General features: G+C 55.8%; 17 protein-coding genes, 3 pseudogenes and 1 other annotated feature. Of the genes and pseudogenes, 13 read left to right on the forward strand and 7 right to left on the reverse strand.

The window, feature by feature from the left end:
- The first annotated feature begins 4 nt into the window (after window positions 1-4).
- The 4 genes and pseudogenes from BTN45_RS22940 (at window position 5) to BTN45_RS22955 (ending at window position 3,944) form a co-directional block, all read left to right on the forward strand.
- Window positions 5-1,069 carry an FkbM family methyltransferase gene (locus tag BTN45_RS22940; RefSeq protein ID WP_207591262.1) on the forward strand — a complete coding sequence of 355 codons (1,065 nt, stop codon included), beginning with the start codon at window positions 5-7 and terminating at the stop codon, window positions 1,067-1,069.
- Window positions 1,070-1,539: 470 nt separating this feature from the next.
- Complete coding sequence (locus BTN45_RS22945; protein ID WP_207591271.1) at window positions 1,540-1,926, forward strand: transposase; 387 nt, start codon at window positions 1,540-1,542, stop codon at window positions 1,924-1,926.
- Window positions 1,923-2,276: pseudogene (tnpB, locus tag BTN45_RS22950) on the forward strand (IS66 family insertion sequence element accessory protein TnpB). The gene BTN45_RS22945 and the pseudogene tnpB overlap by 4 nt, the downstream one beginning before the upstream one ends.
- Before the next feature lie 69 nt (window positions 2,277-2,345).
- Window positions 2,346-3,944, forward strand: coding sequence for an IS66 family transposase (locus BTN45_RS22955; protein WP_207591278.1), 1,599 nt, complete (start codon window positions 2,346-2,348; stop codon window positions 3,942-3,944).
- Window positions 3,945-3,985: 41 nt separating this feature from the next.
- Here the strand turns inward: BTN45_RS22955 and BTN45_RS22960 are convergent, their stop codons facing one another.
- Complete coding sequence (locus BTN45_RS22960) at window positions 3,986-5,473, reverse strand: SulP family inorganic anion transporter (protein WP_207591279.1); 1,488 nt, start codon at window positions 5,471-5,473, stop codon at window positions 3,986-3,988.
- A gap of 73 nt (window positions 5,474-5,546) precedes the next feature.
- Window positions 5,547-5,602 (reverse strand) — a sequence feature (sul1 is cis-regulatory element that is thought to sense ions involved in sulfur or methionine metabolism; They are found in Alphaproteobacteria).
- Window positions 5,603-5,713: 111 nt separating this feature from the next.
- Between BTN45_RS22960 and BTN45_RS22965 the strand changes: the two are divergent.
- The 5 genes and pseudogenes from BTN45_RS22965 to BTN45_RS22985 form a co-directional block, all read left to right on the forward strand.
- Window positions 5,714-6,136 (forward strand): annotated as a pseudogene (locus BTN45_RS22965) (IS3 family transposase); the annotation flags it as partial.
- A gap of 196 nt (window positions 6,137-6,332) precedes the next feature.
- On the forward strand, window positions 6,333-6,626 hold the full coding sequence (locus BTN45_RS22970; protein WP_207591280.1) for a hypothetical protein: 294 nt from the start codon (window positions 6,333-6,335) through the stop codon (window positions 6,624-6,626).
- 68 nt (window positions 6,627-6,694) lie between these two features.
- Window positions 6,695-6,994, forward strand: a pseudogene (locus tag BTN45_RS22975) (transposase); the annotation flags it as partial.
- 184 nt (window positions 6,995-7,178) lie between these two features.
- Complete coding sequence (locus BTN45_RS22980) at window positions 7,179-10,244, forward strand: glycosyltransferase (protein ID WP_207591281.1); 3,066 nt, start codon at window positions 7,179-7,181, stop codon at window positions 10,242-10,244.
- A gap of 15 nt (window positions 10,245-10,259) precedes the next feature.
- On the forward strand, window positions 10,260-11,180 hold the full coding sequence (locus BTN45_RS22985; RefSeq protein ID WP_207591282.1) for an NAD-dependent epimerase/dehydratase family protein: 921 nt from the start codon (window positions 10,260-10,262) through the stop codon (window positions 11,178-11,180).
- Window positions 11,181-11,183: 3 nt separating this feature from the next.
- On the opposite strand, the gene BTN45_RS22990 is transcribed toward BTN45_RS22985, so the two are convergent.
- From BTN45_RS22990 to BTN45_RS23015, 6 genes are all read right to left on the reverse strand, one after another.
- Window positions 11,184-12,074 carry a glycosyltransferase family 2 protein gene (locus BTN45_RS22990; protein ID WP_348649832.1) on the reverse strand — a complete coding sequence of 297 codons (891 nt, stop codon included), beginning with the start codon at window positions 12,072-12,074 and terminating at the stop codon, window positions 11,184-11,186.
- Window positions 12,075-12,164: 90 nt separating this feature from the next.
- Window positions 12,165-13,031: a glucose-1-phosphate thymidylyltransferase RfbA gene (gene rfbA, locus BTN45_RS22995; protein WP_207591284.1), complete on the reverse strand. Its 867-nt coding sequence runs from the start codon at window positions 13,029-13,031 to the stop codon at window positions 12,165-12,167.
- Complete coding sequence (rfbD, locus tag BTN45_RS23000) at window positions 13,028-13,921, reverse strand: dTDP-4-dehydrorhamnose reductase (RefSeq protein WP_207591285.1); 894 nt, start codon at window positions 13,919-13,921, stop codon at window positions 13,028-13,030. The genes rfbA and rfbD overlap by 4 nt, the downstream gene beginning before the upstream one ends.
- A gap of 4 nt (window positions 13,922-13,925) precedes the next feature.
- Entirely contained in the window at window positions 13,926-14,981 is a 1,056-nt protein-coding gene (gene rfbB / locus BTN45_RS23005; protein WP_207591286.1) for a dTDP-glucose 4,6-dehydratase, read from the reverse strand.
- A 2-nt stretch (window positions 14,982-14,983) separates the two neighbouring features.
- A complete protein-coding gene (rfbC, locus tag BTN45_RS23010) occupies window positions 14,984-15,553 on the reverse strand; it encodes a dTDP-4-dehydrorhamnose 3,5-epimerase (RefSeq protein ID WP_207591288.1) in 570 nt (189 codons plus the stop codon).
- A 355-nt stretch (window positions 15,554-15,908) separates the two neighbouring features.
- A complete protein-coding gene (locus BTN45_RS23015; RefSeq protein WP_207591290.1) occupies window positions 15,909-17,975 on the reverse strand; it encodes an ATP-dependent helicase in 2,067 nt (688 codons plus the stop codon).
- A gap of 411 nt (window positions 17,976-18,386) precedes the next feature.
- Between BTN45_RS23015 and BTN45_RS23020 the strand changes: the two genes are divergently transcribed.
- From BTN45_RS23020 to BTN45_RS23035, 4 genes are all read left to right on the forward strand, one after another.
- Entirely contained in the window at window positions 18,387-19,124 is a 738-nt protein-coding gene (locus BTN45_RS23020) for a PHB depolymerase family esterase (protein ID WP_207591292.1), read from the forward strand.
- 198 nt (window positions 19,125-19,322) lie between these two features.
- On the forward strand, window positions 19,323-20,393 hold the full coding sequence (locus BTN45_RS23025; protein ID WP_100911468.1) for a LacI family DNA-binding transcriptional regulator: 1,071 nt from the start codon (window positions 19,323-19,325) through the stop codon (window positions 20,391-20,393).
- Between the two features lie 5 nt (window positions 20,394-20,398).
- Entirely contained in the window at window positions 20,399-22,000 is a 1,602-nt protein-coding gene (locus BTN45_RS23030) for an FAD-dependent oxidoreductase (protein ID WP_207591737.1), read from the forward strand.
- Window positions 22,001-22,049: 49 nt separating this feature from the next.
- Window positions 22,050-23,321 carry a sugar ABC transporter substrate-binding protein gene (locus BTN45_RS23035; RefSeq protein ID WP_207591294.1) on the forward strand — a complete coding sequence of 424 codons (1,272 nt, stop codon included), beginning with the start codon at window positions 22,050-22,052 and terminating at the stop codon, window positions 23,319-23,321.

Below are 23,321 nucleotides of genomic sequence, written 5' to 3' on the forward strand. Positions count from 1 at the left end.
CCCGATGAACACCGTCAGCGAAATTTCACAAATCCGGGCAATCCTTCGATGCTTGAACCGGAATCGACATCACGAGGACTTCGACGATGTAGAACTTTTCAGGGTTTTTAGTGATGATTTACTGCCGGCTGCGGCGGCACTATTGCCGCAAGCCAAGGCTCAGTTGCGGCAAGATATTCTTGTGGCGGTTCTTTCCCGATTTAAACAGAACGGCTATTTTGTCGAATTCGGCGCAACCGATGGCGTATATCTGAGCAATACGTTTCTACTTGAGCAGCAGCTGGGATGGGTAGGCATCTTGGCTGAGCCGGCACGCGTCTGGATTGAAGCGCTTCGAGAAAACCGTCCACGTGCGATCATCGATGATAGATGCGTCTATGAAACTACTGGCTCCCAATTGATGTTTAGAGAAGTTCAATCGGATTTCGCCCTCTCCACAATCGTTGAGTTCTCGGATGTTGACCTGCATCGAAATACCAGAAAATTTGGAGATACGTATCCAGTAGAAACTGTGAATCTTCAGGATCTTCTAACTCAGCATGGTGCGCCGGGAGTGATCGACTTTATTTCGATCGACACCGAGGGGAGTGAACTCTCCATTCTAAAAGGCTTCGACTTTTCACTATTTAAATTCAACATAATAGCCTGTGAGCATAACTACTCGCCGACGCGCGATCAGGTTCTTAACCTTCTAAAAGTGAACGGGTATTACCGCATCCTCAATGAGATTTCCCTGTTCGACGACTGGTTTGTGCACGAGTCTATTCTGCCACAGCTCGATGTAATCATGCCGGGGTGGGAGGGCCTATCTCATCAGCATGAGACGGGCACCAAGTCGCCGAAGTCGAAGAAAGACATTATAATCGAGCAACTTCAGGAGACAGTGCAAGGCCTGATAATTGATAGAGACTCAAGGGGTGCACACGTTGATCAGCTGAAGAACAATGCAGCTCTGATGATTGATGGCTATGAGAAAACGATTTCGGACTTGAGGAACACGATCGAAAACCTAATCGTTGAGCGAGATGCATCTAAGGTAGATAGTGACGCGACGCGTTCAATTCGATAGCAACGGTTGATGGTTCTAAGCGATGTAATCGCAGAGCTTAGACTCACGATCAGTATCCAGGTTATCGAGCGGGACGTGCATCGCGGGAATTAATGAATTGACATCGTCCTCAGGTTTTATCCGGTTTCAAGTTGGCATCGGCGGCGTAGGGTTGTTGTACGTGCAGCAGCTGCGGAGCCAGTCTGGTTCCTCAGCATCGCATCATGTGCCGGGGTGATTGCTTGAGCGAACGCGGCGGGTGCCAGCCATCCGAGGCCTGAGTCTGATCGATGATCGTTGTAGTGACTGTCACCTGCCACTGAGAATTTCCTCCAGAATGGATTAGAGTTCGCCCCATTGAGGATGGACTTATGAAGAAGCAGCGATTTACGGAAAAGTAGATCATTGGAGGATAAGAACGCCAAGCTGAAGAGTAACCGGTGTTCTGCCCCCACGTTGCTCGCTGCCGCCTGATCTGTGATCGACATTCCATGGATCATGAACGGGAGTTTCTCACAACCAGGAAGCCTGGACGTGAGGCTCATCGACATTGGCCTGATAAGATCAAGGCAAAGATCGTTTCGGAGAGCTTGAGACCTGGGACGACGGTAAATGAAGTTGCGCAGCGCTATGGATTGCGAGCCAACAGTCTTTCCACCTGGCGGACGATGGCGCGGCAGGGCAAGCTGATCCTCCGAGCACCGGAGGATGCGATAGAGTTCGCGGCGGTGATAGTCGATCAGCCTGTTTCGGAACCGCCGGCTAAAGCGGTTAGTCGTCCCGAGATCGTCATCGGTCCAGTCACCATCCGCCTTGAGGAAGACGCATCTGCTGACCGGATTGCCGCCATCGCGCGTGCCTTGGCGGCGGCGACATGATCTTTCCATCGAACCGCGTGCGGATCATGGTAGCTACGAAGCCGGTCGACTTCCGCAAGGGCCATGACGGATTGGCGGCGCTGGTGAAGAACGAGCTGCACAAGAACCCGTTCACCTGAACGGTCTTCGTGTTCCGGTCGCGCAAAGCAGATCGACTGAAGCTGATCTACTGGGATGGGTCCGGGATCGTCATGGCCTACAAAAGGCTCGAAGCGCACACGTTCACCTGGCCCGGCATAAAGGATGGCCTGATGACACTCACCCACGCCCAGTTCGAAGCGCTATTCGCAGGCCTCGATTGGCGGCGGGTTCATGCCGTCCAAACGAGAACGCCAGAGACCGTCGAATAGCTGCGGCACGATGACTCAGCACCGCAAATTCCGAAGGCAAATCGGCTCCGGATTTGATAGTTTCCAGCCATGCTTGATGCCGCCGACCTTCCCGATGATGTCGCCGCCCTGAAGGCGCTGCTGATCGCGGCGCAGGCACGCGAGGCGGCCAAGGACTTCGCGATAGCGAGCAAGGACGAGCACATCGCTCGAAAGGACGAGCGGATAGAGCGGCTTGAGAAGCTGGTTGCAGCCTTCAAGCAGGCAGCCTTCGGACGCAAATCCGAGAAGACCGATCCCGACCAATTCGATCTGGCACTGGAAGACCTGGAAACGGCGATGGCCGTGATCCATGCCGAGGATGAGGCGGACACCCCGGCGGCAAAAAGGCTTGCCAAGCCACGCGCTATCAATCGCGGCTCCCTTCCAAAACATCTTCCCCGCGTCGAAGAAGTAATCGATCCGGAAAGCCTGATCTGCGGCTGCGGCGGATGCATGCATTGCATTGGGGAGGATGTTTCCGAGCGGCTGGACGTGGTCCCGGCACAGTTCCGCGTGATCGTCACTCGTCGCCCCAAATATGCGTGCCGTGCCTGCACCGACGGCGTCGTTCAGGCTCCGGCTCTCGCTCGGCTGATCCAGGCAGGCCTGCCGACGGAAGCGACAGTCGCCCATGTACTGGTTCCCAAATATGCCGATCACCTTCCGCTCTATCGGCAGGCCCAGATCATGAGCCGCCAAGGCATCGATCTCGACCGTTCCACGCTTGCAGATTGGGTCGGTCGCGCAGCCTATGAACTGCGTCCCGTCTTTGATGCATTGATTGCCGACCTGAAGCGCTCGACCAAACTGTTCATGGACGAGACCCGCGCCCCGGTACTCGATCCCGGTTCTCGCAAAACCAAGACCGGATACTTCTGGGCGCTGGCGCGGGATGACCGTCCATGGGGCGGCGGCGCTCCACCGGGCGTGGCCTTCACCTATGCGCCCGGTCGAGGAGGCATTCATGCCGAACGGATATTGCAGGGGTTCGAAGGCACCCTGCAGGTGGATGGCTACGCCGGATATAACAGGCTGATTGGACCCGACCACATCGGCCCGGACATTAGGCTTGCCTATTGTTGGGCCCACGCGCGGCGCAAGCTGGTGGAGATCACCCGCAACGGCTCGTCACCGATTGCCGAGGACGGAGTGAAGCGGATCGGTGAACTGTATCGCATCGAAGCCGAACTTCGGGGGCTTGGTCCAAAGGCTCGCCTTGCAGGTCGGCGGGAACGATCAGGACCACTTGTAGCCGACATGCAGGCGTGGCTCGTCCATCACCGCGCCCGAGTCGCAACGAAGTCCCCGCTCGGCGAGGCAATGGCCTACATCGCCAAATACTGGGATGGTCTGAAGCCTTTTCTGACCGACGGCCGCATTGAGATTGACAACAACAGCGTCGAGCGAACCATCCGACCGATTGCCCTCAATCGCAAGAACGCGCTCTTTGCGGGCCACGATGCCGGGGCCGAGAACTGGGCGACCATCGCCTCGCTGATCGAGACCTGTAAACTCAATGGCGTCGATCCGCTGGCTTATCTGACCGCCACACTCACTGCCATCGTCAACGGCCACAAGCAGAGCCAGATACATGCGCTTTTGCCTTGGAATAATTCGCCCTTCGAGCGGACCAACAGGCAACAGTAGCGGGGCAGATGGCTGCGCACAAAGGTACGCAGCCACGATGTTCAGTGTAGTGAGGCGCTTGCCGCAATCCGCTCATCTTTGTCGTGCAGCGCGAAGCGATCAATCATATCAGCACTCGCTTCGTTGAAGCCGAGAACCTCGACCTCATCGCCCGCTTGGCGGAACTTCAACACGATCTTGTCCAACGCGCCGATTGCAGTGATGTCCCAGAGGTGGGCCTTTGTGAGATCGATGATGATCCGTTTACCCTTGTCGGTGAAGTCGAACGCATGGATAAAGGCTTCCGCCGACGCAAAGAAGACCTGCCCCACCACTGCATAGGTGACACTGTTTTCTTCGGGATTCTCCAAGCGAGTGACCCTGAACAGACGGGCTACCTTGCCAGCAAAAAAGATGCCTGACAGCAGGACGCCAACGATCACGCCTTTCGCCAAATCATGCGTTGCGACGACGGTGATGACCGTCGCCAACATCACCACGGAGGACGGAAGCGGATGGCGTCTTAGGTCGAGGATCGACCGCCAGGAGAAAGTGCCAATAGAAACCATAATCATAACCGCAACAAGCGCGGCCATGGGGATGATCTGGACGAGGTCGTTGAGGACGACGATCAGGAATAGCAGGAAAGCACCCGCCACGAACGTTGAAAGCCGTCCTCGACCACCAGATGTTACGTTGATGACCGACTGTCCGATCATGGCGCATCCGCCCATGCCGCCGATCAGCGCCGAGGCGATATTCCCTGCGCCCTGACCAACGCATTCCTGGCTCTTGTTGCTGGGCGTGTCCGTCATGTCGTCGACGATCTGCGCGGTAAGCAGCGATTCCAGCAGGCCGACAGCAGCGAGCGTCACTGAGTATGGGAAGATGATCTGCAGCGTCTCCCACGTCAACGGAACCTGCGGAAGCATCAGGAATGGGATCGAAGACGGAAGTTCGCCGAGGTCGCCGACGGTGCGTAGGTCCATGCCAAACCACCACGCCATGGCCGTGAGGACCACGATGGCCACGAGCGGCGATGGAATAGCCTTGGTCACGTATGGAAAGAGGTAGATGATGGCGAGCCCGCCCGCGATCATCACGTAGGTGAGCGTCGGGACCCCAACGAGTTCGGGCAACTGGGCCATGAAGATCAGGATCGCAAGCGCGTTGACGAAGCCTGTGATGACGGAACGGGAGACGAAGCGCATCACGCGGCCGAGCCTGAGCCATCCCGCGACGATCTGGATGATACCCATAAGGATCGTGGCGGCGAACAGATACTGAAGGCCGTGCTCCTTGACCAGCGAGATCATGACAACAGCGGTCGCGGCCGTTGCAGCAGAGATCATTCCAGGTCGCCCGCCCACAAAGGCCGCCACGCACGCGATAGCGAAGGAAGCGTAGAGGCCGACCTTAGGATCGACGCCCGCGATTACGGAGAAGCCTATCGCTTCCGGGATAAGCGCGAGAGCGACGACGATACCCGAAAGCACGTCGCCACGGATGTTGGAGAACCACTCCTGACGGTAGTTTGAAAAAGTTCGCATTGATGATTTTTCACAGTTGATGCAACGGGCCGAGCGAACTCGGTCCTCGAAAACAGAATAGGTTGCGTTGCTGTGTTGTCTGGCGGATCGGCGGCCAGAAGAGCCACCCGGAGTTTCACCGGGTCCTTGTGGATGACGCTAAGTAGCTCACGCAGTCCAGTTTTGCAATTATGTCTTGGTCTGAACCAAACACAAAACAAAGGACGCGGCGGTTAAGGTGCGGATGCGACACCGGTTACGCTGAAGAAGCTGCTCGCCGAACAGTTTCTGGTTACGGCCGCACTCAGCGAGCTTTTTTCAAAAAAATGGTAGGGCCTGCCGCCAAGTGTGGAGCCGTCGAGCATCTGGAGGTCATTACGGGCTTACGGAACGGCGGGGCTGCCAGATCATATGTGCCGACCGCAAGACGATCCGCTATCGATCCTCTCGACCGCCGGGAGGTGAGTTGCGAGCGAAGATGCGCGATCTGGCCAATGAGCGCCGCCAGTTCGGCTATCGTCGATTTTTCGTCCTGCTTCGGCGAGATGGAGAGCCGTCCGGTGTCAATCGCATCTACCGGCTCTATCGCGAGGAAGGTCTTCCGTGCGCAACCGCAAAGCCAGGCGTCGTGCTGTTGGCACGCGTGTGCCGATCCTCTTCGAAGCCAAGGCGAATGCCCGCTGGTTGGCAGCAGCAGAAGTCTCCAAGAGGCCAAGCTGCCTAACCGGCGGCGCTAGCTGACGAGTGCACAAGCACCATACCAAGCCAATCGTAAAAATTGCTCGCTCAGATGCAGCATGTCGGCTAGCGTTACACCGACAGTTCCCGAAGGCTCACCTACAAAGAGTGAAGGATTTGGAAAACCAGATAGACAGCATAAATGGGTGATACCGACCTGAGAAACGCCGTGCGCGAGGCGCTCCTCCAGCTCGAAACTGACGGCCACATCGTGATCGTGTCGACAACACCCGGATCATTAGTCAATGCCATTGCAAACAAAGTTGCTGAGGTCGTCCCTCATGCCGAATTATCCCTGGGAGAGCTGTATGCCACTCGACGGCTAATTGATTATGCCATTCGTGATCATAGATTCTTCGATTGGGAAATGCCGACGCTGACAGGTTTAACCGCCGAGGAGTTTAGGATCGTGGCGGACAAGTTGCCGCGTGAATAGCTGGCCATAAAAATCTGGCTTGGTTCGATATCTGCGGCCTTCACCGAATGGCTACCATGATCGTGACGGGAAGACCGATGCAAAACGGTTATTTCGAGAGTTTCAACGGCTACATGCGCGACGAGTTGGTAAACGAGAGCCTATTTTTTTTGGTCTTGATCATGCCCGTAGCGCCATTGCGAGTGGGCCGACGATTATAAACATTTTCGGCCGCACTCATCGCTCCGATACCAGACCGGCGGATTATGCCGGGATCATCGCCGCAACCGGCTCCAACGCTGCGAAATGTCGAAGCTTCGCGTTTCCGCCGGGTGCGCTCATCACGCCATTGGCGTATCAAAACAGCCGAGGCTCTAATTGCAGCCGGATGGAAATTAAGTGGCAGGTCACAACCCAACGCCGCGGGAGCGAACTTAAAACGGGATAAGATTTGGGCGAGGTCACTTCATAGCAACTGGTTTTTTGCCGGTGGGATCATTGTCTCGACTTGAGCCAGAGAATAAGGTATCCGCCTCACAGCATAATCCGCTACGCATTTTGCCGAGGGAAAATATGACCGACGATCTTGATTTGAACGGCGAACGCTGTCTCCAAACGGCTGGCGGAAATATCGACCTAGAGTACATGCACCGGTATCACCTAGCAAAGAATTTGGTCAGGGGGAAAGACGTTCTCGATATCACGGGTGGTGAAGGGTTAGGTACAGCACTTCTTAAGAAAACTGCCCGGTCCGTAGTCGGTGTGAATATTTCTGACGAAACGATAAGTCACGCGCATTTAAATTACAAAGCTGGAAATATTTCCCTCAGGGTTGGGTCTTATTCAGCGATTCCCTTACCGTCGGCGTCGGTGGATGTAGTTATATGTTTTGAAAAGCTAGAACATATCGAGTCCCACGATCAATTTATGCATGAGATCAAGCGTGTCCTCCGAACCGATGGAATATTGATTATTTCGACGCGGGAGGAATACGCCCACACAGTCGCGACGGGGCGGGCTAATTCCTCCAGCGTCAAGGAACTGTTTAAATCCGAATTCAGCGAACTCCTTGGGAAATATTTTGCTCATGTGTCGATGCATGGCCAGAAGATAGGTTTTGGCTCGATCATCGCATCTGAAAATGAGGCCACGCGGTTTTTTGAGACCAACTCGGGAAGTGGCGCGACGACCGCGGGTATTGACTTGCCAACGTATATGATCGGCATTGCATCAGATCAGCCTCTGGGCAATCTAAGTACAAGCGGCGTTTTTTCCCAAGACATTCAGGAATCAGAGCCAGTACTCAAGCGCTTGGAATTGGAGCAGACTCGATGGGCCGAAACCCTCTTGAAGGACATCGACCATATTTCCGGTAAAGTAGATGCGCTTCAGCGCAACAACTGGATGAGCAAGGCTTCTCTAACGAAGTTTTTGAAGCGTTTGATTTATGCGCGTCTATTGTACACCTTATCTGGGATGAGCGTTTTCAGCACTCGCAGACGCAACAGGTTTTTGAAGTCCGCCGAAAAGCGCGACCCGATGCTGCTGTCGCGCAAAATCGATCAGTTTTGCCTCGACTATTACCAGAGGATTGCCTCAAATAAATTCATCGCAGCGAGCCGCTCCAATATCGGAGCGCAGCGCGGAGTGAGAGTGACCGCGATCGTGCCAAACTTCAACCACGCGCGGTATCTTGCTCAGCGTCTGGACAGTATTCTGGTGCAGACATATCCCCTCGTCGATATTCTTGTGCTGGACGATTGCTCCGGTGACGAAAGTCGCTCGGTGATCGAATCGTATGTTAAGCGCTTTCCTGAGCGCATCAGCGCTGTCTATAATACCGAGAATTCTGGAAATGTGTTTCGTCAATGGCAGAAAGGCCATTCGCTTGCGAAGGGCGATTTGGTCTGGATTTGCGAAAGCGACGACTTTTGCGAGCCGACTTTCATCGAAAGAATGGTCAACGTATTTCGTGACCCAAGTGTGATGATGGCGTTCGGGCGGATTCAATTTGCGAATAGCCAGGGGGAATATTTTGCGGGTCTTGATCACTATCGTGAAGATAGTGAGCCAGGGATATGGGATGGGCGCGTGACTCGCCCCGCGGCTGAATGGTTTCGCGGCGGCTTTGGTGTCAAAAATGTGATTGCTAACGTCGGAGGAAGCCTGTGGAGGCGTTTTGAAATTTCGGATCAAGTATGGGAAGAAGCCAGAAGTTTTAAAATCATGGGAGACTGGTATCTTTACTCGATTATCGCGGGGGGCGGACAAATCGCGTATGAGCCCAGTGCCGTAAGCTATTTCCGTATTCATGGGAGCAATACTTCCGGTAGGAGCGCTCAATCCAAACCAGAATACTACACAGAGTATGCGCGTTTTATGACGTCTTTGAAGAAACGATGGGATGTACCGGACGACACTCTTAAACGCTTTATTGATGTATGCCGTAGCATATCCAGAGGTGCTGGGATAAGGACAGAAGAGTTCGAAAAACTTGTGAATTACGTAAACCTCAGCATGGTCACGCGTGAACATATTCATGTTTTGGTTGGCATTTTGGGATTTTCTTTCGGTGGTGGAGAAATATTCCCTATTCACCTCGCTAATGCGCTTCGTCGCAAGGGCATTATAGTCTCTATTCTTCAGATGCACGACGCGGACGACCACAAGGACGTTCGGCACATGCTCGATCCTAGCATCCCTATCTATACGGCCAATGCGGTTCGCGATATGGGCATAGATAATTTCATCAAGAATGCGGGAATTTCTGTCGTCCATTCGCATGTTGCCAATGTCGAGCGCTTCTTACTCGACGGGAACGGCATTTCTGCCCCCTTTATTTCGACGCTGCATGGCTCCTATGAGGCGATGGATGTTGCAACGAGCAAAATCGCTCGCTGGAGCAAGAGAATTGATAAATTCGCCTACACTGCGGATCGAAACCTAAGGCCGTTCGACAATCTAAAGATCGACGAAAAAAAATTCGTAAAAGTAAAAAATGCGATGCCTATTGATGAAGTGGCGTTTCCTAAAACCCGGACTCAGCTGAACGTAGCAAAAGACGCTGTCGTATTTTCGCTTGTTGCACGGGGGGTTGAAGGCAAAGGCTGGGTGGAGGCCGTCAGGGCATATCGTTTATTACGAGAGCGGCGACCCGACGTCCCGATGGCGATGCTGATGGTGGGCGAAGGGCCAGCCGCGGACGAAGCCAAGCGCCTGGCAACGATGGACTCGACAATTCACTTCCTTGGTTTCGTCAAAGAAATATATGGTCTTTACCGTATCAGCGACGTAGCCCTGATACCGACGCGCTTTCCTGGAGAATCCTATCCGCTTTGCTTAATACAGGCGCTTCAAGTCGGTGTCCCTTGCGTTGCTACTAATGTTGGTGAGATCAAGACAATGTCACAGATCGATGGCCAACAAGCGGGAATAATAATTGCAAATGACAGCGACAATGACCGATTTGTTCATGAACTGAGTAGCGCGATGGAAGAAATCTTGGAAAAGGATATCCGTGAGGGCTTTAGAGAGAAAGCGGAAATCCTCGGAGCGACGTATGATATCGATGTGCTTGCGGGTGAATACATCGACCATTATCGTTCCGTGCTCGCAGAGAGGCGACTTAGGTCGCGGTAAGGTGATAGGGATTTTATGAATATACTAGTTCTCGGCGGTGGAGGGTTCATCGGCTATCATTTAGTCGAAGATTTGGTGGCTTCGGGACATGAGGTGAAAGTACTGGGAAGAAGCCGTATGCCCAATCGACCGCTGCCTGCAGGTGTACAATACGTTTCCGGAGAACTGGCTGACAGCCAACTGATGCGCGAGCTTTTGATGGATGTAGACGCCGTCGCGCATCTCATCAGCGCGACGGTGCCGGCCACGGGTGATAAGAATCCAGGCAGGGATGTTGAACTTAATCTTCTCGGGACCCTGAGCCTATTGGAGGACATGGCAGCATGTGATGTCACACGCATTCTCTATCTATCGTCGGGCGGAACTGTCTACGGTAAGCCGCGGGAGGTCCCAATACCCGAGGGACATATACTGGATCCAATATGTTCGTACGGAGTGGTGAAGGTCGCGATAGAGTCCTATCTTAAGCTTTATGAAATCAAGTCCGGTTTGCGGCCCGTCGTGGTTCGTGCCTCTAATCCTTACGGATTTTATCAGGGTAACCTAGGCGTCCAAGGCATAATTGCCACATATCTCAACCTCGCCCTGAAACAGCAGCCTATCGAGATATGGGGGGACGGCTCCACGATTCGCGACTATATTCATGTAAAGGATCTTAGCAGCTTGTGTACCAAGGCGCTACTCAGCGACAGGGTCGGCGTCTATAATGGGGGTAGCGGAACCGGAACTTCTGTCATAGATATTGTTGAAATCGTGCAGGAAGTTACGGGTGATGTTATTCCAGTCATCTACAAGCCTCACCGAAGCCTCGACGTTCCAATATCCGTTCTGGACATAGAACGGGCAAAGATGGATTTTGACTGGGAGCCAAAGACTGGCTTGAGAGAAGGGATTGCCGGTGTCTGGTCTTGGTTAAGAGAGCAGAAGTCGCCATAGAAATCAGATGATCGTTCGCTTCACGATTGGTGGCCTAATAGATTTAATTGTACCTTCAATAAATCCGATGGCCTTGCCGCGCCGGCGGGCTGAGAACAGGACGCTGGGGGACATGATCAAAGCCAAGGCTTCCGCAAACGTCGAAAATCTCGGAAACGGCCGCTGATGCTTTATACCGGTATAAATTCTTGATTGCGCCATATGAAACGCCTTGAGCCGGGCGACTTCTGGGGATCGCCCCGAAGAGTGTCCGGCAGCGTGGGAAACGAGGGCATCGCGCACAAATATAAGTTGCCCTAGTTTTGCAAGGCGCAATGACAGGTCATCATCCTCATGATAGAGAAAGATGTCTGGATCAAAACCTTCCACAGCATCGAATTTTCGCTTTGAAACAAAAAATGCAGCGCCGCTTAAAACAGAAACGGCCGTATCTGCCGCTGGCCAGCCCTTGTTCATGTAGCGGCTGCGCGGCAATAACCAAGACCGCCGTTTGAAATATTCACTCCCGTCCGCGTTGGATATCCGCGGATTAAATGCGACGCCAGTCGGGTGACGGTCGACAGCTTCCAGAAAAGCCTCAATCGCGCCAGCTTTCAACCGGGCATCGGGGTTCAAAAACAATATCCACGGTGTATGGGCTTCGGCCGCGCCCGCATTGCATCCGCGGCCGAAGCCCAGATTGTCCCCCAACTGAACGATCCTGATGTTTCTATCTGCGGGTAGGTTCGCAAAACTGTTCGTTTTCCCGTTGTCAACGAGAACTATTGGTGTTGCTTCAGGGATGGTTGAGATCATATCCGCTATCAGCTCATCGCTCTTGTAGCAAACAGAGACAACCGTTACGTCCGAGAGCGACAAACTAGCCATTTTGACCCCAGAAGTTTGGCGCACCATCCGCGCTCCCTACGTGGATTTTGATTGGCTTCTGTAACAGAAAGAGTAGCATAGTTCGCTTAAATCGATTCGAAAGAGTATTCCACAAACTTAAGAGGAGGCAAGTCTTCTAAGGTATATGCCATAATCACCCTTGCCGGCATTTTCTGCGAGTACTGAGAACTCGGAACTAGTAATGAAGCCCTTTGTAAAGGCTATCTCTTCCGGGCACGCAATCTTGAAGCCTTGTCGCTTTTCCAGCGTCCGCACAAATTCACCTGCCTCGAGAAGACTGTCGGGAGTGCCGGTATCGAGCCAAGCGTAACCCCGACCCATGATTGACACTTTCAGCTTACCACGCTCCAGATAAATCCGATTTACGTCCGTAATCTCGTATTCGCCGCGCGCCGAAGGTTTGAGATTGGCTGCTATATCCACCACATCCGCGTCGTAAAAATAAAGCCCGGTAACAGCCCAATTCGACTTCGGCTGTAGCGGTTTTTCCTCGATAGAAAGTGCACGCATTTCGTCATCGAAATCGACGACGCCATAACGCTCGGGATCGTTCACATGATAGGCGAAAACCGTCGCTCCATCGTTGACGCTCGTACCAGCCTGCAGAAGCTCCGGCAATCCGTGGCCATAATAGATGTTGTCACCCAGAATAAGGCAGGATGGCGAACCCGCCACGAAGCCCGCGCCGATCATATAGGCCTGCGCCAGCCCATCCGGGCTGGGTTGAACCGCATATTCAATGGAAAGACCCCATTTCGAGCCATCGCCCAGAAGAGACTGAAAAAGCGGCATATCGTGGGGCGTCGAGATAATGAGAATCTCGCGAATGCCGGCCAGCATCAGCGTGGTCAACGGATAATAGATCATCGGCTTGTCATAGACCGGCAGAATCTGTTTCGAGACTGCCAGCGTCATGGGATGCAGGCGCGTGCCGCTGCCGCCTGCCAGAATAATGCCCTTCATGGCTGTTCCTCTTTAATGTGCGCCAAGGCGGAAACGACCGCGCGCGTTGATTTTTGCCAGTCCGGGAGTCTTATTTCATAAACTTCTTCCAGCTTGCTGCAATCAAGCCGAGAGTTTGCCGGACGCCGGGCCGGGGTTGGGTATTGTGCAGTGGTGATGTCGTTGACGATCATCGACTTCCCGCCGTGTTCTTCAGCGAATACGAATATCTGTTTCGCAAAATTCGCCCAGTTCGTTTCGCCGGTTCCGGAAAGATGAAAAACGCCACGAAGACGGGACGACGAATCTTCCACGAGCTTTCTTGCGATTGTTACGACCGCGGCAGCGATATCGTTGGCCGAGGTAGGGCATCCGAACTGGTCCGCAACCACATTGATCTCGTCGCGGTTCTCGCTCAGCCGGAGCATGGTCTTCACGAAGTTGTTGCCATATTCCGAATAGACCCATGCGGTCCGCAGAACCACGTAATTGTCGGTAGCCTCCGCAACGGCTCGTTCGCCTTCAAGCTTCGAGCGGCCGTAGACGGAGGAGGGGCCTGTCGGATCACTTTCCATGTAAGCCGTGGCCTTGGTGCCGTCAAAAACATAATCTGTGGAAAGATGAATAACGGGTACGCAAAGTTCTTTTGCCGCCTGCGCGACCTCCTTTGCGCCATCCCGGTTGACGGCAAAAGCGATCTCCGGCTCGCTTTCCGCCTTGTCGACCGCGGTATAGGCCGCTGCCGATATCACAACATCGGGTTTTGCATCTCTTAGGGCCTTCGAGACAGTTTCAGGGTGTGAAAGGTCGAGTTCCGGTCGCCCCAGAGAGACGATCTCCAACTCGTTACTCGCCAGCGCCTGTAGGGCGCTCACGACCTGTCCACTTTTGCCGGTCACCGCAAGACGCATTGAATCAGCCTTTCGTCAGAACGCCGAGGCGCTCTCCGGAGTACACGCCTTCGCGCAAGGGCTGCCACCACCAGGCATTGTCGAGATACCATTGTACGGTCTTGCGAATGCCGGTCGCAAAATTTTCCTGCGCCTTCCAGCCGAGCTCCGTTTCGAGCTTCGTCGCGTCGATGGCGTAACGTGCATCGTGACCGGGGCGGTCGGTGACGTATTTGATAAGCTGCGCATGGGGTTTCGATTGCGGGCGGAGCTCATCCAGAATGGAGCAGATGCAGTTTACGACGTCGATATTCTTCTGCTCGTTTCTGCCGCCAACATTGTACTTCTCGCCGACAAGACCCTTTTGAACGATGAGCCAGAGTGCGCGGGCGTGGTCCTCCACGTAAAGCCAGTCGCGGATGTTCGCGCCGTTGCCGTAGACCGGCAGCGGCTTGCCCTCCAGCGCGTTCAGAATGATCAGGGGAATGAGCTTTTCCGGGAAGTGGAACGGGCCGTAATTGTTGGAGCAGTTGGAAATGACGACCGGAAGGCCATATGTCCGCTGCCAGGCGGTCGCCAGATGGTCGCTTGCGGCTTTTGAGGCAGAGTAGGGCGATGAAGGATCGTAAGGCGTTGTTTCTTCAAAAAGACCGTGCTCGCCGAGTGAGCCGTACACCTCGTCTGTCGACACGTGCAGCATCCGGAAATTCGCCTTGGCATCGCCCTCAAGAGTGCTCCAATATTGCCGCGCCGACTCCAGCATCGTGAAGGTGCCGTTGATGTTGGTCTGAATGAAATCAGCGGCGCCTGTGATGGAGCGATCGACGTGGCTCTCGGCTGCCAGATGCATCACGTAATCCGGCTCGAATGTCGCAAATGCGTCGTTTATCGCTATCCGGTCACAGATGTCGGCCTGAAGGAAGCGGTGATTTGGCGCATTCTCGATCGGCTTCAGTGACGCGAGGTTGCCCGCATATGTCAGCTTATCAACGGTGAGAACATCGGCGCCAATCTCGCTCACCAAGTAGCGTACAAGGGCGGAGCCAATAAATCCGGCGCCGCCGGTCACTAGAACGCGCATCATCAGTTTCCAGTTTTTTCGTAAGTGAAATATTCAGTCAGATCGGACAGAAGCGGTTGCTTTGCGTCTTTATCTGAAAGGACAACGCCGTCCAGTTCAGGCCATTTTATGCCGATGGCGGGGTCGTCCCATTTTACGCCGCGGTCATTGGCTGCGCTGTATTGAGCGGTCACCTTGTATGAGATGACCGTGTCGTCAACGAGCGTCATAAAACCGTGGGCAAATCCCGCCGGAATCCACAGCTGCTCGCCATTTTCGGGTGAGAGCTCGACAGCAGCCCATTGCCCGAAGGTGGGGGATCCTGTCCTGATATCCACCGCAACATCCAGCAGCCGCCCACGAATACAGCGAACGAGCTTGCCCTGTGCAAAAGGCTCTGTCTGAAAATGAAGTCCTCGTACGGTCCCGGCCTGTGCGGACAGGGATTCATTATCCTGCACAAACTTCACATCAGCCACATTGTCGCGAAACCAATCCCTCTTGAAAACCTCGCTGAAGTAACCCCTGTTGTCGCCGAAACGAGCCGGGGTTATCTTTTTCAAGCCTGGTATCGTGAATGCTTCTAGTTGCACTATGCGGATCCTGTCTGGTCAGCCTCTCAAGGTGATATGGCTTTATCGGCAGGGACAGTCAATAACGCTTTATTGATCGCCCCCACAAGAGCGACGGAATCTCCGACAAACAACACGAAGACAGCCTGTTGGGTCGTGGCGTGTGTTTCACGTACAGCGAGTGATCTGCTGTCAGCAGAAGTTCGCCGAAGCTAGATCCGCGGATGCGGCATGAACGCTCCTAGGCTTCGTCAGCTGTTTCAGCGTCCCAAGGGTGCTATCAAGGCCGACGGCCGAGAGGAAGCGGATACTTGCTCAATAGCCGTCTCGTCTATCGGTGCTGCGTGGAGGTAAATATTGCCGGAAAAACCCACTCCTATTTCCACATGGCCCTCATCCGCGCACCCACATCGATCCGGATCTGCTGCGCGCTGCGTTCCGAAGCGGCGGCTGAAACCAGTGGCCAGGTCATCGTCTCAAAAAACTGCAGCAATGTCGCCGGTATGAAGCGGGTTCTGGCGGCGTAAACATGCCGGTCACCCTGCTGACTCTGCCCGCCGGTGAAGAAGCGTTGGGGCGTGATCAGCGACAGGCTGTCCTTGGCGCGGGTCATGGCGACATAGAGAAGCCGGCGTTCCTCCTCCAGTTCCTGGGTGGTGCCGACGCCGAGGTCGGAGGGGATGCAGCCGTCGACCACATTGAGGATGAAGACGGAGCGCCACTCCTGGCCTTTGGCGGAATGGATGGTGGAGAGGCTGAGATAATCCTCGTCAAGCAGCGGCACGCCGGCCTGATCGCTGGTGGCGTCCGGCGGGTCGAGTGTCAGTTCGGTCAGGAAGCGTTCGCGTGAAGGGTAGCCTCCAGCGATCTGCTCTAGCTGCAGCAGATCGGCCTTGCGGGTGTCCGCATCCTCATGCAGGCGTTCCAGATGCGGTTCGTACCACAGCCGCGCCTGCCCGATCTGGCCCGGCCAGTCATTCGGCGCCTGCCGCAGGCCCAAAAGCATTTGTGTGAAGGCTGTCCAGTCATCGCCGGTCTTCGGCGGCGGCGGAATTTCGGCGAGGGCAAGCAGCGGCTCGGGGTCTGTCGCAATCGCATCGAGAATAGTGCCAGCTTTCTTCGGTCCAATGCCGGGCAGCATCTGCAGCAGCCGGAAACCGGCGACGCGGTCACGCGGGTTTTGCGCGAAGCGCAGCACGGCCAACATGTCCTTCACATGGGCGCTGTCCAGGAATTTCAGGCCGCCGAATTTGACAAAGGGGATGTTGCGGCGGGTCAGTTCCACCTCGAGCGGGCCGCTATGGTTGGAGGTGCGGAACAGCACGGCCTGCTGTTTCAGCGTCATGCCGATCTCGCGATTGGCGAGGATCTGGTCGATGATGAAGTTCGCCTGCTCGGTTTCATCCTTCACTGTTACGAGCCGTGGGCGCTCAAGCGATACCCGTTCGGTCCAGAGGTTTTTGGTGAAGCGCTCGCGCGCGAGATCGATGACCCCGTTGGCAGCCGCAAGGATTGGCTGCGTTGAGCGATAGTTGCGATCCAGCGTGATGATATCGGCCGCCGGGCTGAAGGAAGCCGGAAAATCGAGGATGTTTCGCACGGTCGCCGCCCGGAAAGAATAAATAGACTGCGCGTCGTCGCCCACCACGGTCAAGCCGCGGCCACCGGGCTTCAGCGCCATCAGCACCGAAGCCTGCAGCCGGTTGGTATCCTGATATTCATCGACCATCACATGGTCGAAGCGGTTGCCTATATCGTTGGCCAGAACGGGGTCGCTGACCATCTGGGCCCAGTAGAGCAGAAGATCGTCGTAATCGAGCACGTTCTGGACCTGCTTGGCCTCGACATAGGCCGTGAACAATTCCTTGAGTTCGCTTTCCCAGTTGGCAACCCAGGGATAATGCTGGCGCAAGATGTCCTTGAGTGGTGTCTGGGAATTTACGACGCGCGAATAGATCGCAAGACAGGTGCCCTTTGTCGGAAAGCGGCTTTCAGTTTTGGAAAAACCCAGCTCGTGCCGGGAAAGGTTCATCAGGTCGGCGCTGTCTTCGCGGTCGTGGATGGTGAAATCGATGTTGAGGCCGATCTGCTCGGCGTAGATGCGCAACAGCCGTGCACCAATGCCGTGAAACGTGCCGGACCACGCCAATGCATCTGTCATGATTGCCGAATTTGCCCCGAGGACCTGCTTGCATATCCGTTCGACACGGCGCGCCATCTCGGAGGCTGCGCGCCGTGAGAACGTCATTAGCAGGATACGGTGGGGATCGGCGCCATTCACGATCAGATGCGCAACACGGTGAGCCAGCGTATTGGTCTTGCCCGAACCGGCGCCGGCGATGATCAAAAGCGGACCGGCGACATGTCCGTCCACCAGTCCAACCCCATGTTCCACGGCCTTGCGTTGCTGCTCGTTCAGTTTTTCCAGATAGGCAACCGCCATCCTGCACTAATCCTCGATATCTGTTCTAGGCGAAGTTGCCTGCCCGAAAACGGCGGCGACTGAGCCTGCGCCGCCATGTCGCCTTCGTGCCGCAATGATTAGCAAAGACTCAAACAGCAAGCCAGAACAAATGCTGAACGCAAAAGCCTTGCTGCGCAAGTCCGGTTGGCGCTATCACCTGACAGCTCGATTTCCGAAGTCTCTTCCGCGAATGTTGCCTCAGGAGCGGAAGCGGATATGCTGTCGTCGCATCGCCGGAAATCAGATGAGGCAGTTGTCTCATTGGTCTGAAATAATGAGATATTTCATGTTTTCCGAGGCGCTTTTCCTGCTTTTTCCGGGAGCGTTGAACCCGATCGGATTTAACGGTCATTACCCCCGAAGAGGCTTATTCACTGGGAGGAAAAAATCATGAGACGACTTAAATTCTGCCTGATCGCTCTGGCTGCAATCACTGCCTCGACATTTGCACAGGCCGAACAGAAAGCGATGAAATCCGATGTCACCATCGCTTCTGACCTCAACTACCTGCTTTATACGCCCAAGGATTACGCCGGCTCGAACAAGACCTATCCTCTTGTCGTCTGGCTGCATGGCGGCGATCAGGGCGGCAGCGACGTCGAAAAGCTACGGTCGAGCGGCTTGCCGAAAATGATAGAGGACGGACGTGAGTTTCCCTTCCTGGTGTTTTCACCCCAAAATCCGAGCGAGGAACTACTTTATCCGATCGAGCGTGTCGCAAGCGTTCTTGAGGCGGTGGTGGCCAACCATCGGGTCGACCGGGAGCGCATCTATCTGATCGGCTATAGCCGGGGAGGGTTCGGCGCATGGTCCATGGCAGAACAGTTTCCTCAAACTTTCGCCGCGGTGGTTCCGATTGCCGGCGGCGGCATTCGGCACTACCTCAATCGAACGAACGAGAAGGCGGCTTTCTGGGCCTTTCATGGTGCAGATGACGAGGTGATCCCGCTGTCCGATACAGTGGTGCTCGTGCAACGTCTTAAGGAGCTGAAGCGCAATGTTCGGCTCAATGTGCTTGAGGACACTGACCATCAGGCGGTCGAGGGAAAGGTGCTGAACGACGAGGCGATGTGGACTTGGTTGCTTGAGCAGAAGCTTGCGGGCGAAAAAGCATCCTCGAATCCGTAAATCCGGGCCGACCGCTGTTTTTTACAGCTGACATTGCCGTTTCTGCCGCGTTTTGCCATTGCAGCGCAGGCTTGCGATAATCTGCGACCCTTTCAGCGAATGCACTTTATCGCTTGACTCCCAACGCGGAGATAGTGCTAATACGCATTAGCTGATAATACGTATTAGCAGTGGATGGATGCCGGAGGAGGGCATGGCGTGTCCAGTCACAGACGTCTCACGCAGAACGATATCGCCAAGCTTGCCGGTGTCAGCCAGGCAACGGTGTCTCTTGTTCTGAACGGCGCGCCGGCAGCGGTCGCGCGCATCCCGGACGAAACCCGGGAAAGAGTGCAGGCCGTCATTCGCCAGACCGGTTATGTTGCCGATCCGATTGCGCGGCGCATGGCCAAGGGGCTGAACCGGATCCTCGGCGTTTTCACCTATGAGCCAGCATTCCCGAGCGCCCAGGCTGACTTCTTCACGCCCTTTCTGCTGGGTATCGAAGAAGAGGCGCAGCAGCAGGCTTATGATCTTCTGCTGCTGACGAGCGCCGGTGTCGGCGATAACCGCAAGATTTTCTCGGAAGGCAACAGGCTTCGGATTGCGGACGGCTGTCTGGTTCTCGGCCGCGAGTTCGATCGCAAGGAACTCGCCCGGCTGGTTTCGGAAGACTATCCCTTCGTCGCGATCGGCCGGCGTGAAGATGCCGGTGGTCCGGTTCCCTATGTCGGCGGTGACTACGCCGCGGGAACGCGTCAGCTCGTCGAAGACGCCATCGCGCTGGGACACACTAGGCTCGCCTATATCGGACCTCATGGTCCGGCAGAATCGATTGCCGATCGCTGGCAAGGTTTCAGCGCGGCGCTCGCAGATGCGGCCACAATTGCCCTGCATATCAAGGCGGTCAACCGGCCGGCTGAGAAAATACTCGATGCCATCATTGAGAGCGGGGCCACAGTCGCCTTCTTCATAGAATTGGCCGATGCCGTGCGCGTCGAGGCGCTGGCGCGGGCGAGGGGACTTGTCGTACCCGACGCATTTTCGATGATCGTGCTTGGCAGCCATATCAGGGCCGCTCGCAGCCCCGTGCGCTTCACCTCCTATGAAATTCCGCGCGAGGAGATGGGGCGGCAGGCAACCGCCATGCTGGTCAACCGCATCGAGACCGGCAGCGCCGGTGGGCAAATCCTTCTCAAATGTGAACCCGTCAAGGGAGAGACGTTGGGGCCGGCCCCGACCGGCTCGGCAAACAAGTCCTCAGTCAACAAAACGGATGTGACGTCGTGAAAGACATGAAAGCAGATATTCTCGTGGTCGGTGGCGGCCTCGGCGGCGTAGCGGCGGCACTGGCGGCCGCACGAGCGGGCAAACGCGTGATCATGACCGAAGAATACGACTGGATCGGCGGCCAATTGACCAGTCAGGCCGTTCCCTCGGACGAGCATACATGGGTTGAACAGTTCGGCATCACCCGGTCCTACCGGGCGCTGCGCAACGGTGTGCGGCAATATTATCGAGACCATTATCCGCTGACGGAAGGCGCGCGCGCGTGGGGTGACCTTAATCCGGGCGGCGGATGGGTGAGCCGCATCTGCGCCGAGCCGCGTGTCAGCCTCGCGGTCATGGAAAGCATGCTGATGCCCTATATTGGCGCAGGTCGTCTGACGATACTCAAGCCCTGGCGTCCCGTCGCGGCCGATGTGGACGGCGACTTGGTTCGCTCCGTGACCCTCCGCCATCGCGACGGCGGCGCTGAAATCGTCATATCCGCCGATTACGTACTCGACGCCACCGAACTTGGCGATCTGCTGCCGATGACCGGCACGGAATATGCCAAGGGTTTTGAGGCGCAGTCGGACACGGGGGAACCGAGCGCGCCAGAGCACGCTCAACCGGACAATGTGCAGGCTGTCTCAATCTGCTTTGCCATTGACCATGTCGATGGCGACCAGACGATCGACAAGCCTGAGAACTACGACTATTGGCGCTCTTACCAGCCGCATTTCTGGGGCGGTCCGCTCCTCGGCTTCACCGCGCCCCATCCGCGCACGCTGGAGCATACCACCCGCTCCTTCACGCCAAATCCCGATGATAACCCGCTGCTGGTCGATGCCGACCAGCGAAAGGGCGGCGGTGATGAGAATCTCTGGATTTTCCGGCGCATCGCGGCACGGAAGAACTTTGCGCCCGGGTTCTACCAATCGGATATCTGCCTCGTGAATTGGCCGATGATCGATTACATGGATGGCACGATCATCGATGTGACCGAGGAAGAAAAGGCGCGCCACCTCAAGGCGGCGGCAGATCTTTCCTATTCGGTCTTTTACTGGCTGCAGACGGAAGCACCGCGCCTTGATGGCGGGCAGGGGTTCCGCGGGCTTCGGCTGCGCGGCGATATCACCGGCACCGACCATGGGCTTGCCATGGCGCCCTACATTCGCGAAAGCCGCCGTATCAAGCCGGTGACGCGCATCGTCGAGCAGGATCTTTCCTATACGGTTCGCGGCGAAAGAGGCGCGGTCCGCTATCGCGACAGCATCGGTATAGGCATGTACCGCATCGACCTGCATCCATCCACCGGCGGCGACAACTATATCGACGTGCCATCCTGCCCGTTTGAAATACCGCTCGGTGCGCTGATCCCGCAGCGGGTGAGAAACCTGATCCCGGCCGGCAAGAACATCGGCACGACGCATATTACCAATGGTTGCTACCGCCTGCATCCGGTCGAATGGAACATCGGCGAAGTGGCCGGGATGCTTGCGGCGCACTGCCTGGAAAATGGCCTCACGCCACATCAGGTGCAGGAAGACGATGACCGCCTGGAAGCCTTCCAGACGCAGCTGACCCGTCAGGGCATCGAAATACGCTGGCCTGATATCGCGGCCTATTAGGACGGCGGTTTGCCGTCTCATCGAACCCATCTTTGGAGGAGGACCGGGAATGAACAATCATTTTAAACTGAAATCCACGGCCTGTGCGCTTGCCCTGGTCGGCTCGTTTGCGCTTGCGGGGGCAGCGATTGCGCAGGATGCGGTTAATCTGCGCATGACGATCTGGAGCGCCAACGAGGCGCATCTCAAGCTCTTCAACGAGATCGCAGCCGGTTTCAAGAAGGATCATCCAAATGTCAGCGTGACTTATGAGTCCCTGCCTTTCGATACCTACACGACTGCACTCACCACACAGATCGCGGGCGGCAACGCACCTGACATGGCCTGGATTTTCGAGACGTCGGCTTATGATTTCGTCAAGTCCGGGGCGCTCTACCCGCTGACGGACACACTGAAGGCTGCGCCGGGATATAATCTTGAGGAGGTGGGTGCCGGCGCCACGGAACGCTGGTCGCAGGACGGTACGCTTTACGCCTATCCGTTTTCGACCTCGCCCTTCGCCGTCTTCGTCAATAACGATCTCATCAAGGCTGCCGGTGCCAAGACCCCTGCTGACATGATCGCTGCCGGCGAATGGACGTGGGACAACGCCATCGCAACCGCGTCGGCTGTCGCCAAGACCGGGAAGGGCGGGCTTGTCGTCCGCGATTTCAATTACCAGAGCTGGCAATATCTCACTTCCGTCTGGAATGGCTGGGGGGCTTCACCCTGGAGCGCTGACGGCGCCACCTGCACCATGGCGGAAAAGCCGATGGCGGACGCCATTTCGTTCATCCACGACGCCATCTTCGACAAGAAGGCCATTCCGGGCCCCGGCGAGACGGTCGATTTCTTTGCTGGCAATGCGGCGATGACGATTACTCAGATCAGCCGTGCCTCGCTTCTGCCGAAGGACAAGCCATTTGGCTGGGACCTCGTGCCTCTTCCGAAGGGCCCTGCGGGCGATTATGCGCTGATCGGCCAGGCGGGTATCGGCGTCATGCAATCAGGCAAGAATGCCGAGACCGCGGCGCAATTCGTGGCTTACATGACCAATCCGGAAAATTCCGCCAAACTCAGCCAGTTCTTCCCTTCAGCGCGCAAGTCTTTGCTGAATGCGCAGGTGCTGAAAAAGACGAACCCGCTGCTCAGCGAGGAGCAGATCGAAAAGGTTGTCATCTCCGGCATCTCGACCGGCAAGGTCATGCCCGGCCATACCGGGTTTGCCCAGATCCAGCAGATCGTGCGTTCGAACCTCGACGCCGTCTGGCGGCCGCAGGCCGATGTGGCCGGCGCGCTTCAAAAAATCTGCGGCCAGATCGGGCCGCTCTTGAAGCGCTGA

Origin of the sequence: Rhizobium sp. ZX09 (assembly GCF_017357485.1) — a bacterium.
GTDB lineage: Bacteria > Pseudomonadota > Alphaproteobacteria > Rhizobiales > Rhizobiaceae > Agrobacterium > Agrobacterium pusense.

Excerpts from the sequence above, each read along its gene's own strand:
- BTN45_RS22940 (WP_207591262.1), top strand. The coding sequence starts at position 5 with ATGAACACCGTCAGCGAAATTTCACAAATCCGGGCAATCCTTCGATGC.
- BTN45_RS22945 (WP_207591271.1), top strand. The coding sequence starts at position 1,540 with ATGGATCATGAACGGGAGTTTCTCACAACCAGGAAGCCTGGACGTGAG.
- BTN45_RS22955 (WP_207591278.1), top strand. The coding sequence starts at position 2,346 with ATGCTTGATGCCGCCGACCTTCCCGATGATGTCGCCGCCCTGAAGGCG.
- BTN45_RS22960 (WP_207591279.1), bottom strand. The coding sequence starts at position 5,473 with ATGCGAACTTTTTCAAACTACCGTCAGGAGTGGTTCTCCAACATCCGT.
- BTN45_RS22970 (WP_207591280.1), top strand. The coding sequence starts at position 6,333 with ATGGGTGATACCGACCTGAGAAACGCCGTGCGCGAGGCGCTCCTCCAG.
- BTN45_RS22980 (WP_207591281.1), top strand. The coding sequence starts at position 7,179 with ATGACCGACGATCTTGATTTGAACGGCGAACGCTGTCTCCAAACGGCT.
- BTN45_RS22985 (WP_207591282.1), top strand. The coding sequence starts at position 10,260 with ATGAATATACTAGTTCTCGGCGGTGGAGGGTTCATCGGCTATCATTTA.
- BTN45_RS22990 (WP_348649832.1), bottom strand. The coding sequence starts at position 12,074 with ATGGTGCGCCAAACTTCTGGGGTCAAAATGGCTAGTTTGTCGCTCTCG.
- rfbA (WP_207591284.1), bottom strand. The coding sequence starts at position 13,031 with ATGAAGGGCATTATTCTGGCAGGCGGCAGCGGCACGCGCCTGCATCCC.
- rfbD (WP_207591285.1), bottom strand. The coding sequence starts at position 13,921 with ATGCGTCTTGCGGTGACCGGCAAAAGTGGACAGGTCGTGAGCGCCCTA.
- rfbB (WP_207591286.1), bottom strand. The coding sequence starts at position 14,981 with ATGCGCGTTCTAGTGACCGGCGGCGCCGGATTTATTGGCTCCGCCCTT.
- BTN45_RS23015 (WP_207591290.1), bottom strand. The coding sequence starts at position 17,975 with ATGGCGGTTGCCTATCTGGAAAAACTGAACGAGCAGCAACGCAAGGCC.
- BTN45_RS23020 (WP_207591292.1), top strand. The coding sequence starts at position 18,387 with ATGAGACGACTTAAATTCTGCCTGATCGCTCTGGCTGCAATCACTGCC.
- BTN45_RS23030 (WP_207591737.1), top strand. The coding sequence starts at position 20,399 with ATGAAAGCAGATATTCTCGTGGTCGGTGGCGGCCTCGGCGGCGTAGCG.
- BTN45_RS23035 (WP_207591294.1), top strand. The coding sequence starts at position 22,050 with ATGAACAATCATTTTAAACTGAAATCCACGGCCTGTGCGCTTGCCCTG.